Source organism: Phyllobacterium sp. 21LDTY02-6, from assembly GCF_023554255.2.
In the GTDB taxonomy this organism is placed as follows: domain Bacteria; phylum Pseudomonadota; class Alphaproteobacteria; order Rhizobiales; family Rhizobiaceae; genus Phyllobacterium.
Genome location: NZ_JAMJWD020000004.1, coordinates 355,149 through 370,318, shown reverse-complemented (window position 1 = coordinate 370,318; position 15,170 = coordinate 355,149). Strand labels below are relative to the sequence as shown.

Annotated in this window: 12 protein-coding genes; 9 read left to right on the top strand and 3 right to left on the bottom strand. The window is 63.9% G+C overall.

The genetic code is table 11. The features are described from left to right. Positions 1-269 precede the first annotated feature (269 nt). Positions 270-578, bottom strand: coding sequence for a metalloregulator ArsR/SmtB family transcription factor (locus M8997_RS15870; RefSeq protein ID WP_250015175.1), 309 nt, complete (start codon positions 576-578; stop codon positions 270-272). Next, positions 575-1,696, bottom strand: a complete 1,122-nt coding sequence (locus M8997_RS15865) for a cation diffusion facilitator family transporter (RefSeq protein WP_250015173.1) — start codon at positions 1,694-1,696, stop codon at positions 575-577. Before M8997_RS15865 ends, M8997_RS15870 begins: the two co-directional genes overlap by 4 nt. 152 nt (positions 1,697-1,848) lie before the next feature. Here M8997_RS15865 and M8997_RS15860 point away from each other — a divergent pair, with 152 nt between their 5' ends. The 5 genes from M8997_RS15860 to M8997_RS15840 all read left to right on the top strand — a co-directional run bounded on the left by M8997_RS15860 (position 1,849) and on the right by M8997_RS15840 (position 9,006). Next, positions 1,849-2,697, top strand: coding sequence for a TIGR01459 family HAD-type hydrolase (locus tag M8997_RS15860; protein WP_250015462.1), 849 nt, complete (start codon positions 1,849-1,851; stop codon positions 2,695-2,697). Between the two features lie 13 nt (positions 2,698-2,710). Next, positions 2,711-3,691 (top strand): bifunctional riboflavin kinase/FAD synthetase, encoded by a 981-nt coding sequence (locus tag M8997_RS15855; protein WP_250015171.1) that lies wholly within the window; start codon positions 2,711-2,713, stop codon positions 3,689-3,691. 330 nt (positions 3,692-4,021) lie between these two features. Then, positions 4,022-6,940, top strand: coding sequence for an isoleucine--tRNA ligase (ileS, locus tag M8997_RS15850; protein WP_250015169.1), 2,919 nt, complete (start codon positions 4,022-4,024; stop codon positions 6,938-6,940). Positions 6,941-7,121: 181 nt separating this feature from the next. Then, on the top strand, positions 7,122-7,793 hold the full coding sequence (locus M8997_RS15845) for a hypothetical protein (RefSeq protein WP_250015167.1): 672 nt from the start codon (positions 7,122-7,124) through the stop codon (positions 7,791-7,793). 283 nt (positions 7,794-8,076) lie between these two features. Beyond that, a complete protein-coding gene (locus tag M8997_RS15840) occupies positions 8,077-9,006 on the top strand; it encodes a DUF4105 domain-containing protein (protein ID WP_256473351.1) in 930 nt (309 codons plus the stop codon). On the opposite strand, the gene M8997_RS15835 is transcribed toward M8997_RS15840, so the two are convergent. After that, positions 9,003-9,434: a nucleoside deaminase gene (locus M8997_RS15835; protein ID WP_250015459.1), complete on the bottom strand. Its 432-nt coding sequence runs from the start codon at positions 9,432-9,434 to the stop codon at positions 9,003-9,005. The two genes, M8997_RS15840 and M8997_RS15835, sit on opposite strands and share 4 nt — an antisense overlap. A gap of 365 nt (positions 9,435-9,799) precedes the next feature. On the opposite strand from M8997_RS15835, the gene M8997_RS15830 reads away from it, so the two are divergent. The 4 genes from M8997_RS15830 to M8997_RS15815 all read left to right on the top strand — a co-directional run bounded on the left by M8997_RS15830 (position 9,800) and on the right by M8997_RS15815 (position 15,060). Beyond that, on the top strand, positions 9,800-11,623 hold the full coding sequence (locus M8997_RS15830; protein WP_250015163.1) for a pseudouridine synthase: 1,824 nt from the start codon (positions 9,800-9,802) through the stop codon (positions 11,621-11,623). Positions 11,624-11,633: 10 nt separating this feature from the next. After that, on the top strand, positions 11,634-12,188 hold the full coding sequence (gene rsmD / locus M8997_RS15825; RefSeq protein WP_250015160.1) for a 16S rRNA (guanine(966)-N(2))-methyltransferase RsmD: 555 nt from the start codon (positions 11,634-11,636) through the stop codon (positions 12,186-12,188). A gap of 62 nt (positions 12,189-12,250) precedes the next feature. Next, a complete protein-coding gene (locus tag M8997_RS15820; RefSeq protein WP_250015158.1) occupies positions 12,251-13,753 on the top strand; it encodes a pitrilysin family protein in 1,503 nt (500 codons plus the stop codon). Next, positions 13,750-15,060 carry a pitrilysin family protein gene (locus tag M8997_RS15815; RefSeq protein ID WP_250015156.1) on the top strand — a complete coding sequence of 437 codons (1,311 nt, stop codon included), beginning with the start codon at positions 13,750-13,752 and terminating at the stop codon, positions 15,058-15,060. Before M8997_RS15820 ends, M8997_RS15815 begins: the two co-directional genes overlap by 4 nt. The last annotated feature ends 110 nt before the right edge of the window (positions 15,061-15,170 follow it).

Sequence of the window (15,170 nt, the reverse complement as noted above, 5' to 3'; positions counted from 1 at the left end):
CATGCTGAGCTTGTCGAAGCACGCACTATTTTGATGCAAGCAAAGAAAGGGATTGCACAAACGTTGCTGCGCCCTTCGACAGGCTCAGGATGAGGAAATTGGATTGATTGCATGGTTATGGTTCTGCGAGCTCTCAATACCGCCAACATCTCAGAATCACCACCCTGCCAAACACCCAACCTCCCTCATGCTGAGCCTGTCGAAGCACGCGGTACATTATTGCCTCTCTTGTTTCGGAGCGAGGTAGGGCCCAGCGTGAGGACTCCCCCTCAGTCGTCGGCGGATTCCTCGCAGACATGGTGCGCCATGTCGACGAGCATGCCGCTGACATGGCTGTCGGCCAGCTCGTAGAAGATCTGCTTGGCCTGCCGGTTGCCCCGCACCAGCCGCGCGCCGCGCAACAGGCGAAGGTGGTGGCTGACCAGCGATTGGGAGAGGCCGAGACTGGCGGCGATATCGCCGACCGGTCGCGGCGCCTCGAGGCAGTAGAAGAGTATGCGCAGCCGCGTCGGATCGCCGAGCAGGCGGAAGGTCTCGGCCAGGATCGTCGTATCGAGCTGCGAGGGTATGGCGGTCAATGCCCGTGTCCTCCCTGATCCTTGCCGGCCTGGTCCCTGCCGGCATGGTTTTTGCCGGCCTGGTCCTTGCCGGCATGGTCGTGAACCCCATGCTGGTGTTCGGCATGGTCATGATCCGCGTGCGCGCCGTCCCCCGCCTGCAGGCGGCAATCGTCGGCTGCCATGTCCGGCCAGTCGATGGCGATCGTTGCATGGTCGATGCCGAACTTTTCACGCAGTTCATTTTCGACCCTCTGCACCAGCAGGCGCGGATCGGCGCCGTCCCTCGGCCTGACATGCAGCGTCGCAAGCGGCTTGCCCGAGGTTATCAGCCAGACATGGACATGGCGAACGCCGGCAAGCTCCGGAACGGCCTGCAGCAAATGCCGCTCCAGCTCTTCCGGTGCAGCATTTTCCGGCGCTCCCTCCAGCAATATATGCAGCGAGTTGCGCAGGAGCGACCAGGCGCTGCGCAGGATCAGCAGGCAGACCAGCACGGAGAGGATCGGGTCGATCGGCGTCCAGCCGGTGAAATAGATGATGATCGCCGCGACGATGGCGGCGACTGAACCGAGCAGGTCGCCGAGTACGTGCAGCAGGGCGCCCTTGATGTTGACATGTTCGCTGTCGCCGCGGCTGAGGATCCAGAACACGCCGAGATTGACCACGAGGCCGATGATGGCGACGAGGAGCATCGGCCCCGCCAATATCTCGGAGGGACTGCGGAAACGCTCGAATGCCTCGTAGGAAATCCAGATCAGGATGGCGAACAGCGCCAGCGCGTTGATGAGGCCGGCGATCACCTCGAATCGCAGATAGCCGAAGGTCCGCTTCCTGTCGGCGGCGCGCCTGCCGAAGCGGAATGCGCCATAGGACAAAGCGAGCGCGGCGGCATCGGTCAGCATGTGGCCGGCATCGGCGATCAGGGCGAGCGAACCCGAGATGAGGCCGCCCGCAACCTCCACCACCATGAAAGTGAAGGTGATCAGGAAGGCGAGAAGCACTTTCCGCTCATTGCCGGCGCCAACCTTCGGGACGTGGCTGTGGCCCGGACCATGAGAATGACCATGGGAGTGATCGTGGTCATGGCCGTGGGAATGACCATGGTCCGGGCCATGATCTGCGTCGGAATGCGCCATCTTGTATCCTTTCATCTGCAACATATGAATAGTTGTTTATATGTTGATGGTCAACATCCTCGTTCGAAATCCGGTTGAGTGGTGACAGCCCCGGCGCAATCGGCTAAGCGATGGCGGGTTTTGCATTCTCTGAAAGGATCAGCATGAGCGGCATGATACATCTGCAACGTATCGACGATGTAATGGACCGCTATGACGTGCTCCTTTGCGATGTCTGGGGCGTATTGCACAATGGGGTTGCTTCCTTCGCACCGGCGAACGCCGCCTTGCAGCGGGCGCGCGAGGCCGGCCTGACAGTGGTTCTGATCACCAATGCGCCACGCCGATTCGACAGTGTGGCGGCGCAGATCCACGCCCTGGGCGTGCCGGAAGCCGCCTATGACCGCATCGTCACATCCGGCGACGTCACGCGCGAACTGATCCGCAAGGCGCCGCGCCAGCTGTTCCATCTCGGCCCTGACCGCGACCTGACGCTTTATGACGGGCTCGATGTCGAACTCGTCGAGGAGCGCGAGGCGAACGGTGTCGTCTGCACCGGCTTTTACGATGACGAGACGGAGACGCCGGAAGACTATGCGGAGATGCTGACGCGCTTTCGCTCGCGCGACCTGCCGTTCATCTGCGCCAATCCCGACATTGTGGTGGAGCGCGGCGACAGGCTCATCTGGTGCGCGGGCGCCCTGGCGCGCGATTACGGGCAATTGGGCGGCAGGACGCTCATCGCGGGAAAGCCGCACCGTCCGATCTACGAGGCGGCGATTGCCGCCGCCGGGGAGGCGAGAGGCGCCGCCGTCGCCCATGACCGGGTGCTGGCCATCGGCGACGGCATGCTGACCGATGTGAAGGGCGCCGACCTGTTCGGCCTCGACGTACTTTATATATCGGGCGGCATCCATGCGGGCGACTATGTCATGGGCGGCGTGCATGACGTCGAAAAGCTCACCGCCTTCCTTGAAAAGCATGGCAGCAATCCGGTGGCGACCATGCCGGGCCTTGCGTGAGGTGACGGCTGCCATGGCTATCCTGCGCCTGAGCGACCCCAATCATCTGCCCGGCCATCTGCGCAATGCGGTCGTGGCCATCGGCAATTTCGACGGCGTGCATCGCGGCCATCAGGCGGTGCTGGAAAAGGCGCTGGAAGCGGCCGGGGCCAGCGGCCGGGCCAGCCTGGTGCTGACATTCGAGCCCCATCCGCGAAGCGTCTTCGTCCCCGACCAGCCGGTGGACCGGCTGACCCCGGCAGCGGAAAAGGCCGAGATACTGGGCGCCCTCGGCTTCGACGCCGTGGTCGAATGCCCCTTCACCCGCGAATTCTCGCAGCTGACGGCGGATGATTTCGTCGATCGGATTCTTGTCGAGGCGCTCGGGGCCAGCCGGATCGTCGCCGGCTTCGACTTTCATTTCGGCAGGGGCCGCCAGGGCGGTCCGGCCTTCCTGATGGATGCGGGGCAGGGGCGTGGCTTCGATGTCACCCTCGTCGATGCGTTCCGCGACGAAGGCGGGCAGGCGGTCTCCTCGAGCCGCATCCGCTCGCTCTTCGGCGAGGGCGAAGTGGTCGAGGCCGCGGGTCTCCTCGGTTACCGCCACCGGGTAAGGGCGCCGGTCATCCAGGGCAAGCAGCTCGGCAGGACGCTCGGCTTCCCCACGGCCAATATGGCGCTGCCGCCGGAAACACACCTCAAGCACGGCATCTACGCCGTGCGGTTTCGCCGGGCCGACGGCTCGCTGCATGATGGCGTGGCGAGCTTTGGCCGCCGGCCCACGGTCGATGCGGAGGGCGAGCCGCTGCTTGAAACCTATGTGTTCGACTTCAGCGGCAATCTCTATGGCGAGGTCTGCGCCGTCTCCTTTTTCGCCTATCTGCGCGGCGAGGAGAAGTTCGACGGTCTGGAGCCGCTGATGCAGCAGATCCGGCGCGACGAGGAGGAGGCGCGGGCGCTGCTGCAGGGCGTGCGGCCGCTGTCGCCACTGGATGCGGCGCTCAACTTCGCCTGAGGGCGAGTTTGCCGAAAGCCCGCCTTCCCGGATCGTTCTTCGGCTTGCCGCTTTGCGCCCGGCAGGGCCGGCGCTGAAGTTTCTTGCGCCGGCCTCTTTATTCTGGCCGCAGTGATTGCTAAAAGCGCCCCCATGAAAACTGCTTTCCGGGCTGCAGCACGGTCCATACCCATTCAGACGATACGAATTACCGGCCCGGCCTTACCGCGTGCCTGAAGCCAGGAGCTTTGTGGTGTGGAAGGTCGGGAATGGCGCCCTGGCGCTCTTTTTTGAACATTCTCTGAAAACGTGCCCGCAGCGTACCGCGCGAGCCCATTACAAGCTGAAAAAATGACCGATACTCCGAAGCCGATCGACTACTCGAAGACCCTCTATCTGCCCCAGACCGATTTTCCCATGCGCGCGGGCCTGCCCGCCAAGGAGCCGGAAATGGTCAGGCGCTGGCAGGAGATGGACCTTTACCGCAAGCTGCGCGAGGACGGCAAGGGCCGCCCGCTCTACGTGCTGCATGACGGTCCGCCCTATGCCAATGGCAATATCCATATCGGCCACGCGCTGAACAAGATCCTCAAGGATGTCATCACCCGCTCGTTCCAGATGCGCGGCTTCGACTCCAATTATGTCCCCGGCTGGGACTGCCACGGCCTGCCGATCGAGTGGAAGATCGAAGAGCAGTATCGCGCGCGCGGCAAGGACAAGAACGAGGTTCCGATCAATGAATTCCGCAAGGAATGCCGCGATTTTGCCGCCAACTGGATAAAAGTCCAGACGGAGGAGTTCAAGCGGCTCGGCATCGAGGGCGATTTCGCCAATCCCTATACGACCATGGCCTTCCATGCGGAAAGCCGCATCGCCGGCGAACTGCTGAAATTCGCGATGTCGGGCCAGCTCTATCGCGGCTCCAAGCCGGTCATGTGGTCCGTCGTCGAACGGACGGCGCTGGCCGAAGCCGAGGTGGAGTACCAGGACTACGAGAGCGACACGATCTGGGCGAAGTTCCCGGTCGAGGCTGGCCCGGAACATCTGCGCGGCGCCAGCGTGGTCATCTGGACCACCACCCCGTGGACGATCCCGGGCAACCGCGCCGTCACCTATTCGCCGCGGGTCCAGTACGGTCTCTATGAAGTGGAAACGGCGGAAAACGACTTCGGCCCGCGCCCCGGCGACCGGTTCGTCTTCGCCGATGCCCTGCTCGAGGAGCTTGCGGCCAAGGCCAGGCTTTCGCTCAAACGCCTGTCGGCCGTCACCGCCGACGACCTGCCGCAGACGACGCTTGCCCATCCGTTCAAGGGCCTTGGCGGCGGCTATGAATTCAAGGTGCCGCTGCTCCCCGGCGATCATGTCACCGACGATGCCGGAACGGGCTTCGTCCACACCGCGCCGGGCCATGGCCGCGAGGATTTCGACGCCTGGATGGATTCGCGCCAGGCGATCGAGGCGATGGGAATCTCCTCCGCCATTCCGTTCACCGTCGACGATGCCGGCTATTACACCAAGGACGCGCCGGGCTTCGGTCCGGACCGCGAAGGCGGTGCCGCGCGCGTCATCGACGACAATGGCAAGAAGGGCAATGCCAACAAGGCGGTCATCGACGAGCTCATCCAGCGCGATGCGCTGTTTGCCCGCGGCCGGCTGAAGCATTCCTACCCGCATTCCTGGCGCTCGAAGAAGCCGGTCATCTTCCGCAATACGCCGCAATGGTTCGTCTATATGGACAAGGACCTCGGCGACCGGACGACGCTGCGTTCGCGGGCGCTGGCGGCCATCGACGAGACCCGCTTCGTGCCGGCCGCCGGCCAGAACCGCCTGCGCGCGATGATCGAGGATCGCCCGGACTGGGTTCTTTCGCGCCAGCGCGCATGGGGCGTTCCGATCTGCGTCTTTGCCGACGAGGATGGCAATATCCTCATGGATGAAGCCGTCAATGCCCGCATCCTCGAAGCATTCGAGCAGGAGGGCGCCGATGCCTGGTTTGCCGATGGCGCCCGCGAGCGGTTCCTCGGCGAAAGGGCCGGCGAGCCCTGGAAGCAGGTTCGCGATATTCTCGACGTGTGGTTCGATTCCGGCTCCACCCATGTCTTCACCCTCGAAGACCGTCCGGACCTGAAATGGCCGGCCGACGTCTATCTCGAAGGGTCGGACCAGCACCGCGGCTGGTTCCATTCCTCGCTGCTCGAAAGCTGCGGGACGCGGGGGGTAGCGCCCTACAAGACGCTCGTCACCCATGGCTTCACCATGGATGAAGAAGGGCGCAAAATGTCGAAATCCCTCGGCAATACCGTGACGCCGCAGGACGTGATCAAGGATTCCGGCGCGGATATCCTGCGCCTCTGGGTGATGACCACCGACTATTGGGAAGACCAGCGGCTCGGCAAGAATATCATCCAGACCAACATAGACAGCTATCGCAAGCTGCGGAACACGATCCGCTGGATGCTCGGGACGCTCGCCCATGACGAGGGCGAGGTGGTTCCCTATGCCGAGATGCCCGAACTCGAACAGTTGATGCTGCACCGCCTTGCGGAACTCGACGAGCTGGTCCGCTCGGCCTATGACGGTTTCGAGTTCAAGCGCATTACCCGCGCCCTGGTCGATTTCATGAATGTGGAGCTGTCCGCGTTCTATTTCGACATCCGCAAGGATGCGCTTTACTGCGACGCGCCTTCCAGCGTGAAGCGCAAGGCGGCACTGCAGGTCGTGCGGCACCTCTTCGACCGCATCGTCACATGGCTCGCTCCGATGCTGCCATTCACGACCGAGGAAGCCTGGCTCGACCTGCACAAGGACGCGCAGTCGATCCATCTCGAGCAGTTCCGCGAAACGCCGGCGGAATGGCGCAATGATGCGCTCGCGGCCAAATGGCGGCGGGTCAAGGATGTGCGCCGCGTCGTGACCGGTGCGCTGGAGCTCGAACGGGCGCAGAAGACCATCGGTTCTTCGCTGGAAGCCGCGCCCGTCGTCCACATTGCCGACAAGGAACTGCTTGCCGCCATCGCGGGGCTGGACATGGCCGAGATCTGCATCACCAGCGCGATCTCCATCACCGCAGGCGAGGCGCCGGCCGGCGCCTTCACCACAGGCGAGGTCGCCGGCGTCGCGGTCGTGCCGCAAAAGGCGAGCGGCACCAAATGCGCGCGCTCATGGCGTTATACCCATGATGTCGGCTCGGATCCTGCCTATCCGGACGTGTCGGCGCGGGATGCCGCCGCCCTCACCGAACTGGCCAGGCTCGGCAAGCTGGCCGCATGATCGGAAAGCCGGCCGCTCGCTGACCGGCCGGCTTTTCTCCACATTCTCGGGGCTCGGCTTGCTTAATGCCATGGGCCTCATGTAAAAGGCTGCCATTGAGTTGCCCTATTCTCAAGGCAGGGCATAAGGATCGGCGGGAAATCAGCGGGCATTGCCCAGGCTTGGGTTGAAAGTGGCGAGTATGAACTTGAACGGAAGCATCACAATACTCAGCGTGCTTGTCGGGGCGATGGCCCTCGGCGGCTGCATGTCCTCGCCGCGCTACGGCACGGACAAGACCGCCGGCGCCCAGTTGCTGGATGACGTTTCCAACATCGCTTCGTTCGGCCCGAGGAAGAATGCCCCGGTTGCCTATAATCCGCGCCCCGAGCTGGTTCGTCCGGCATCCGGCCAGGCCGCGCAATTGCCTGCGCCGCAGGACGACGTCGTGGCGCAGAACAAGGCCAACTGGCCGGAATCGCCGGAACAGCGCCGCAGGCGCATCCGCGATACGGCGACGGCCAACCAGAACAATCCGAACTTCGTTCCCGAGGTCGAGAACGACATGGGCGGCCGCAAGGTGGTCGATTCGTCCGAATATGGTGCGAATAATGACCGGACGCCGCCTGTCGTGCCGGCCGGCGCCACCAATAACAAGGGTGCCGAGTTCCGCGCGCGCCGTCTTGCCTCCACCGCCGGTTCGCCGACGACGCGGCGCTATCTCAGCGAACCGCCGCTCGAATATCGCGCCCCGGCGCCGACGGCCTCCACAACCGAACTTGGCGAGGACGAGGCCCGCAAGGAACGCCAGCGCAAGGCGGCGGCCCGCAAGGACAAGGGCTTCAGCTTCCGCGATCTGATCCCCTGGGAATGATCGCGAGACGCCACGGTGTCCATCGAATATCGGTTCATGAAGCAAACGGTTTCGTTAAAAAACGGAACCGTTTTTGTTTTTCACCGTTGCCAGCTACGTGGGCCAGCCACGTGGGCCAGCTACGTGGGCCAGCCACGTGGGCCAGCTACGTGGGCCAGCTACGGGGGCCAGCTAAGTGGGCCAGCTACGTGGGATAGTCAACTGATCTGACCAATGAGGGTGCTACCGGGTGTTCATTCTGAGATTTCTTGGCCGTGTTCTCCTCGTCATTTTTGCTCTCGGCATGTTTCTCTGGGGCGCCTTCGCGCTCTGGTATCAGCTTCCGTTGGGTTTCTTCCCTCGCTTCCTCTGCCTCATCGTGTGGATGGCTGCCGGCTTTGCCGTGCTCTGGCTCGCGGCGCATCGAAGGTCGGGCAGGGCGCTGACCGTGCTCGTGCCGCTGATGGCGGGCCTGCTGGTCTGGTGGGCGACGATCACGCCATCGCTCAACCGGATCTGGGCCGACGACGTGGCGCAGACCGTGACCGGCACCCTCAGCGGGCAGGAGGTGACGCTGCTGAACGTTCGCGACTTCGAGTGGCGTTCGCGTGACGATTTCACGCCGCGCTGGGAAAGCCGGAGCTACGATCTCGGCGAACTCGCCTCGGTCGACCTGTTCCTGTCCTACTGGTCCAATCCCGCAATCGCCCATACGCTCGTCAGTTTCGGCTTCCGCAATGGCGAATTCATCGTGTTTTCGGCCGAAATCCGCAAGGAAAGGGGCGAGGAATTCTCCGAGATCGGCGGTTTCTTCAAGCAGTTCGAGCTGGCGATGATCGCTGCCGACGAGCGCGACATCATCCGGCTTCGCACCAATATTCGCGGCGAGGACGTCTACCGCTACCGGATCGAGATGAAGCCGGAGATGCGCCAGGCGCTGTTCCTGTCCTATGTGGACAAGGCAAATCATCTTGCGCGGGAGGCAAGCTTCTACAATACCGTGACGGCCAATTGCACCACCGTCATCTTCGACATGATGCGGGCGATAACACCGGACCTGCCGCTGGACTACCGGGTGGTGCTGTCGGGCTACCTACCCGGCTATCTCCACGATCTCGGCGCGATCGATCGGCAGAAGCCGCTGGAGGAGATCGAAGCGGCGGCGCTCGTCAACCGCAAGGCAATCGCCGCCGATACCGATCCGGCGTTTTCGGCGAGGATACGCGAAGACTAGAGCCGCCTGGCCTGGAAGAAGGATTTGAGCAGGCCCTCGGCCTCGCTCGCCCGGAAGCCGGAATAGACTTCCGGCACGTGATGGCAGGTGGGTTGGGTGAAGAAGCGCGCGCCATTGTCGACGCCGCCGCCCTTCAGGTCCTGCGTGCCATAATAGAGCCGGCGGAGGCGCGCGAACGATATCGCCGCCGCGCACATCGTGCATGGCTCGAGCGTCACGTAGAGATCGCAGCCGATGAGCCTTTCCGTCGCCAGTTTCTCGCAGGCTTCGCGGATGACGAGGATTTCCGCATGGGCGGTGGGGTCGTTGCGCTCGCGCGTGCGGTTTCCGGCAGCGGCGATCACGGCGCGGTCCTTGACGAGGACGGCGCCGACCGGCACTTCCCCGCGCTCGCCGGCGAGGCGGGCTTCGGCCAGCGCCATGGTCATCGGATCAATTTTTTCGGTCACGGCGGCCTATCATCCAAAAATCACTCGCATGCACACCTCATAGCTGTTAGAGCATCGGGCGGCAAATAAGACGTATTCTGCCGGAGGGATGTGTGGACGAAGGCCAGGGAATTGATGTCACCGATGCGATGTATCGGGCGCGGTCAATTCCTGGAAATGGCCTGAATTCACCCGGTGCTGCGGGTCTCCGCCTTGCGGACAGCCGTTTTGTCAGGCAGTTTCGTCCGATGCGCAACCATCGGCCTTGCTACCTTCCGCGTGAAGCGTCTCGCCATCCACGAAACAGAATGACGTCTTATTTGCCGTCCGATGCTCTATGAGGCCTGCTGAAAGGCAACCAATCCATGACTAGTTCGAACGACGGCCGCAAAGGCGGCAAACCATACGGCGAGAAGCGCAGTTTCGGCAAGGCTGAAGCAAGCCGCCCCCGCAGCGACGCTACAAGGCGCCGCGCGCCGGACGAGGCGCAGCCGGAAGAGGGCGAGCGTATCGCCAAGCGCCTGGCGCGCGCCGGCATAGCATCGCGGCGCGAAGCCGAAACGATGATCGCCGCCGGCCGCGTCTCGGTCAATGGCAAGCGGCTGGACAGCCCGGCGCTCAATGTCATGCGCACCGATCGTATCGAGGTCGACGGCAAGCCGTTGCCGCAGAAGGAGCGCACCCGACTCTGGCTCTACCACAAGCCAGCCGGGCTCGTGACCACCAACCGCGACCCGGAAGGGCGCCCGACCGTGTTCGAATCCCTGCCCGCCGAAATGCCGCGCGTGCTTTCGGTCGGACGGCTCGACATCAATACCGAGGGCCTGTTGCTGCTCACCAATGATGGCGGCCTGTCGCGCGCGCTGGAACTGCCTTCGACCGGCTGGCTGCGCCGCTACCGCGTGCGCGCCCATGGCAGCGTGACGCAGGAAAAGCTCGACACCTTGAAGGACGGAATTGCCGTCGAGGGCGTGTTCTACGGCGCCATCGAGGCGACGCTGGAGCGCGAGCAGGGCTCCAATGTCTGGATCATGGTCGGCCTGCGCGAGGGCAAGAACCGCGAGGTCAAGAACGTGCTCGGCGCGCTCGGCCTGTCGGTCAACCGGCTGATCCGCATCTCCTATGGACCGTTCCAGCTCGGCGACCTGCCCGAAGGGGCGGTGCGCGAGATGAAGGGCCGCACCCTGCGCGACCAGCTCGGCGATCGCCTGATCGAGGAATCCGGTGCCGATTTCGACGCGCCGGTTCTCAACGAATTCAGCAATGAAGTGGTGCGCAGCGAGCCGGCACAGCCGGAAGGCGAGGCGCGGCCGAGGCAACGACGCCAGGCGGAATGGATATCGAGCTCGCCGGTGGCGCGGGGACGCGGACCGCGCAAGCCGAAGGGCGAGCCGAGGGAACCGCGCCCGGACGATGCGGACCGGTCCGCCGAAAGCGCGTTCGAGCGGCCGCGTGAAAGACCGGCCCGGTCGGATAGCCGATCCGACAGCAGAACCGACAGCCGCGGCGCGGCGTCGAGGCGCGACCGCGACGCCGGTGCCAAGCCGGCCGAGGCGACGACGCGCAAGAGCCGTTCGACCAATGTCTGGATGGCGCCCGGCGCACGGCCGCTCAATCCGACGCGCGTGAAGGAAGCCGAAGCGCGCAAGGAGCGTTTCCGCGATGAAAACCGCCGCTCCGAGCGCGAAGACCGGCCTTATGGCGACAGGCCGCCACGCGCCCGCAAGCCGGAAGGCGACGAGCCGAAGCGCAGCTTTGGCGGCCGACCTTATGGCGATCGGCCCCATGGTGATCGGCCCCATGGCGATCGGCCCAATGGCGATCGGCCGAGGCGCGACAATGATGCCGCCGAGCGCGGCCCGTCCGCGGGCACGAAACGCGATGGACCCCGTCCGCCGCGTGTCGGCAAGCGCGAACGGGCGGAGCTGAAGGAGCGCGAGGCGCAGGGCAATTACGGCACGCAGGGAGAGCGTTCGCGTTCGGAACGTCCCTATGGCGCCAGCGGCAAGCCATCGCGTGGACCTGCCTCGGGCAAGAGCGATCGGCCCTTTGGCGGGCCAAAGCCGGCCGGCAGGACCGGCGGCGGGCCTCGTGGCGGAAGTTCGGGCGGCGGAAGCCCCCGTGGCGGAAGCTCTGGCGGCGGAAGCTCGGGCGGCGGAAGCCGTCCGCCACGCAAGCCGAGACCCTGAGGCTGACGACATGCGTATTGTCGGCGGAACCTTCCGTGGGCGCAGTCTGGCCAGCCCCCAGACCAATGCCATTCGTCCGACGACGGATCGGACGCGGGAAAGCCTGTTCAACATCCTGACCCACGCCTATCCCGAAAAGTTCGAGGCGACGCGGGTCCTCGATCTTTTCGCCGGCACGGGTGCGCTGGGGCTGGAGGCTCTTTCGCGCGGCGCCCGCTACGGCGTGTTCATCGAGGAATCGGCGGAAGGGCGCGGCCTGGTGCGGACGAATGTCGAGGAACTCGGCCTTCTCGGCAATACCAAGATATTCCGGCGCGATGCGACGCGCCTCGGGCCCGCGGGCACGATAGAGCCGTTCGATCTGGTTTTCGCCGATCCGCCCTATGGCCGCGGCCTCGGTGAAACGGCCTTCAGATCGGCGCTCGATGGCGGCTGGCTTAAAACCGACACACTTCTTGTCTTGGAAGAGGAGACCGGGGTGATCATTGATCTGGACCCGCGCTTCGCCGTCGTCGAGGAGCGTGTCTACGCCAATAGTACAATTCGGTTTGTGAAATTGACGTGATAGGCTGGTCCCGGACCACCCGGACCACCCCTACATGCCGCTTCCAGAATGGATCTGATTTGATGCCCACCAGCTTTCTGCGTTCCATCGTTTCGATCAGCCTTGCCGCGCTTCTCTCCACCATTGCACCGGTTGCCATCGGGGCCGCCAATGCCGATACGGCGCCCGCGCCGCAGGCCGTGGCCGAGCCGCCGGCTGCGACCAAGACCGATGCGGACAATAATGAGATAACCTCTTTCACGCTCGGCAATGGGCTGGAGGTCGTGATGATCCCGGATCATCGCGCCCCGGTCGTCACCCATATGATCTGGTATCATGTGGGTTCCGCCGACGAACTGCCGGGGAAATCCGGCATTGCGCATTTTCTCGAACATCTGATGTTCAAGGCGACGAAGAACTATCCGGCCGGGGAGTTCGGCCGCAAGGTGGCGGAAATCGGCGGGCAGGAAAATGCCTTCACCTCCAATGATTACACCGCCTATTACCAGCAGCTGGCGCCGCAGGCGCTCGAAATGGCGATGACCTACGAGGCCGACCGCATGGAAAACCTCGTGCTGACCGACGAAGTGGTCGCCACGGAACGGCAGGTCATATTGGAGGAGCGCCGCTCGCGCGTCGACAATAGCCCGAGCGGTCTCCTGGCGGAGGAGGTCAACGCCACCCTCTACCAGAACCACCCCTATCGGCTGCCGGTCATCGGCTGGCTGCACGAGATGGAAAAGCTCGGCCTGGACGATGCCTTGGCCTTCTACGAGAAATATTATACGCCGAACAATGCCACGCTCGTCATTTCCGGCGACGTGACGGCGGACCTTGTCAAGACGCTGGCGGAAAAGACCTATGGCAAGGTGCCGCGCCGGGCCGAACCCGGCAAGCGCGAACGGCCGCAGGAGCCGGAACAGAATACCAAGCGTATCGTTTCGCTCGCCGATCCGCGCGTATCGCGGCCAAGTTTCCAGAAGCGCTGGGTCGCGCCTTCCTACGCCAATGCCAGGCCGGGGGAGGCCGAGGCGCTGGATCTTCTGAGCGAGATACTCGGAGGCTCGCCGCGCGGCCGGCTCTACCAGACGCTGGTCGTATCCGAGGGTGTCGCCGCCGCGGCCGGAGCCTTCTTCGATGGCAACGGCCTCGATTCCGGCAGTTTCGCCCTGCATGGCTCGCCGAGGGGCGAGGCCTCGCTCGAAGATGTCGAGCGCGGCGTCGACGCGCAGGTCGAGAACATCATCAAGAATGGCGTGACGCAGGAGGAACTGGACGCGGCGCGGAACCGCTTCCTGAAGAGCATCATCTTCGCCCGCGACAGCCAGACGGGCATGGCCAGGATCTATGGCTCGACGCTATCGGTCGGGCAGACGATCAAGGACATCCAGGAATGGCCGGACCGCATCAAGGCGGTGAAGAAGGAGGATATCCAGGAGGTTGCCCGCCGCTACCTCGTCGATGGCCGTTCCGTCACCGCCTATCTCATGCCCGAAGCGGGCGCACCCGACAAGAAAGCCAAGGACCAGGGCGGCGGTGGCGCCGGACCTTCCGAAGTCCTGCCAGCAGAAGGAACCGTCCAATGATCAGGCCGCTGTTCCAGCGTTCCATCGCCGCATTGCTCATCCTGTTCGCGACGATCGTCGCCAGCCATGCGGTCGAGATCAAGGAAGTCGTTTCGCCCAAGGGCGTCCGCGCCTGGCTCGTACAGGACGATTTCGTCCCGTTGATCTCCATGCGGTTCGCGTTCAAGGGCGGCGCCGCGCAGGACCCGGCCGGCAAGGCCGGTCTCGCAAACCTCATGACCTCGCTGTTCGACGAGGGCGCCGGCGATCTCGATTCGGAAACGTTCCAGGTGAAACTGGACGAAGCCGGCGGGGAAATGGGGTTCACGGCCGACATGGACAATCTCATGGGCTCGGTCAGGATGCTGGCGGAGAAGCGCGATCAGGTGACCGATCTGGTCGCAATGGCCGTTCAGCGGCCGCGCTTCGACCAGGCGCCGATCGACCGGATGCGCCAGCAGATCGTGGCTGGTATCAAGGGCGCCGAGCGCGATCCCGAAACCATCGCCGAGAGAAAATTCACCGAGGCGCTCTATGGCGCCCATCCCTATGCCCGGCCGGTCTATGGCACGCCGGAAAGTCTCGCCGGCATCTCGAAAGCCGACCTTTCGGGGCTTCACCGCCGCATGTTCGCGCGCGACAATCTCGTCATCGGCGTCGTCGGGGCCATCAGCCCGGAAGAACTATCGGTCCTGCTCGACAAGGTGTTCGGCGACCTGCCGGAAAAAGCCGAACTCGCGCCGGTCGATGCCGCCAGGACTGCGCTCGGCGAGACGACGCGCGTCGATTATCCCCTGCCGCAGACCACCATATCCCTGGTCTATCCCGGCACCCGCCGCGATGCGCCGGATTTCTTCGCCTCCTATATCATGAACCACATATTGGGCGGCGGCACCTTCACCTCGCGCCTGACCAATGAGGTGCGCGAAAAACGCGGCCTCGCCTATTCGGTCAGTTCGGGCCTGCAGTCCAGCGACCATGCGGCAGCATTGATCATCTCGACTGCTACACGCAGCGATCGAGCCGAAGAGACGCTGCAACTGATCAAGGATGAGGTCGCCCGCATGGCGAAGGACGGGCCGACGACGGAGGAACTGGCCGAGGCCAAGAAATACCTCGCCGGGTCCTTCGCGGTGACGAACCTCGATTCGTCATCGGCGGTCGCCAATACGCTGGTCATGATGCAGGACGAGAAACTCGGCATCGACTATATCGACAAGCGCGCCGGATTGATCGATGCGGTGACGCTCGACGAGGTCAAGGCGGTGGCGGGCAAGCTGCTCACGACCGATCCTGCCATTCTCATCGTCGGCCAGCCGCAAACCTGATCCTGGTGGAACTTTGAATTTGCCATTCGCTATGGTGGCTGATGTCAACCGGGATGCGAATGTCAGATTCGTTCCGCCAGGGTCCAATCATTGGGGGTCCAGTCATCGGG

What these genes read in the sequence shown, in the direction of transcription:
- M8997_RS15840 (WP_256473351.1), top strand. Translation starts at nt 8,077, where the DNA reads ATGTTTCTCTGGGGCGCCTTCGCGCTCTGGTATCAGCTTCCGTTGGGT.
- M8997_RS15815 (WP_250015156.1), top strand. Translation starts at nt 13,750, where the DNA reads ATGATCAGGCCGCTGTTCCAGCGTTCCATCGCCGCATTGCTCATCCTG.
- M8997_RS15830 (WP_250015163.1), top strand. Translation starts at nt 9,800, where the DNA reads ATGACTAGTTCGAACGACGGCCGCAAAGGCGGCAAACCATACGGCGAG.
- M8997_RS15835 (WP_250015459.1), bottom strand. Translation starts at nt 9,434, where the DNA reads ATGACCATGGCGCTGGCCGAAGCCCGCCTCGCCGGCGAGCGCGGGGAA.
- M8997_RS15860 (WP_250015462.1), top strand. Translation starts at nt 1,849, where the DNA reads ATGATACATCTGCAACGTATCGACGATGTAATGGACCGCTATGACGTG.
- rsmD (WP_250015160.1), top strand. Translation starts at nt 11,634, where the DNA reads ATGCGTATTGTCGGCGGAACCTTCCGTGGGCGCAGTCTGGCCAGCCCC.
- M8997_RS15845 (WP_250015167.1), top strand. Translation starts at nt 7,122, where the DNA reads ATGAACTTGAACGGAAGCATCACAATACTCAGCGTGCTTGTCGGGGCG.
- M8997_RS15820 (WP_250015158.1), top strand. Translation starts at nt 12,251, where the DNA reads ATGCCCACCAGCTTTCTGCGTTCCATCGTTTCGATCAGCCTTGCCGCG.
- ileS (WP_250015169.1), top strand. Translation starts at nt 4,022, where the DNA reads ATGACCGATACTCCGAAGCCGATCGACTACTCGAAGACCCTCTATCTG.
- M8997_RS15865 (WP_250015173.1), bottom strand. Translation starts at nt 1,696, where the DNA reads ATGGCGCATTCCGACGCAGATCATGGCCCGGACCATGGTCATTCCCAC.
- M8997_RS15855 (WP_250015171.1), top strand. Translation starts at nt 2,711, where the DNA reads ATGGCTATCCTGCGCCTGAGCGACCCCAATCATCTGCCCGGCCATCTG.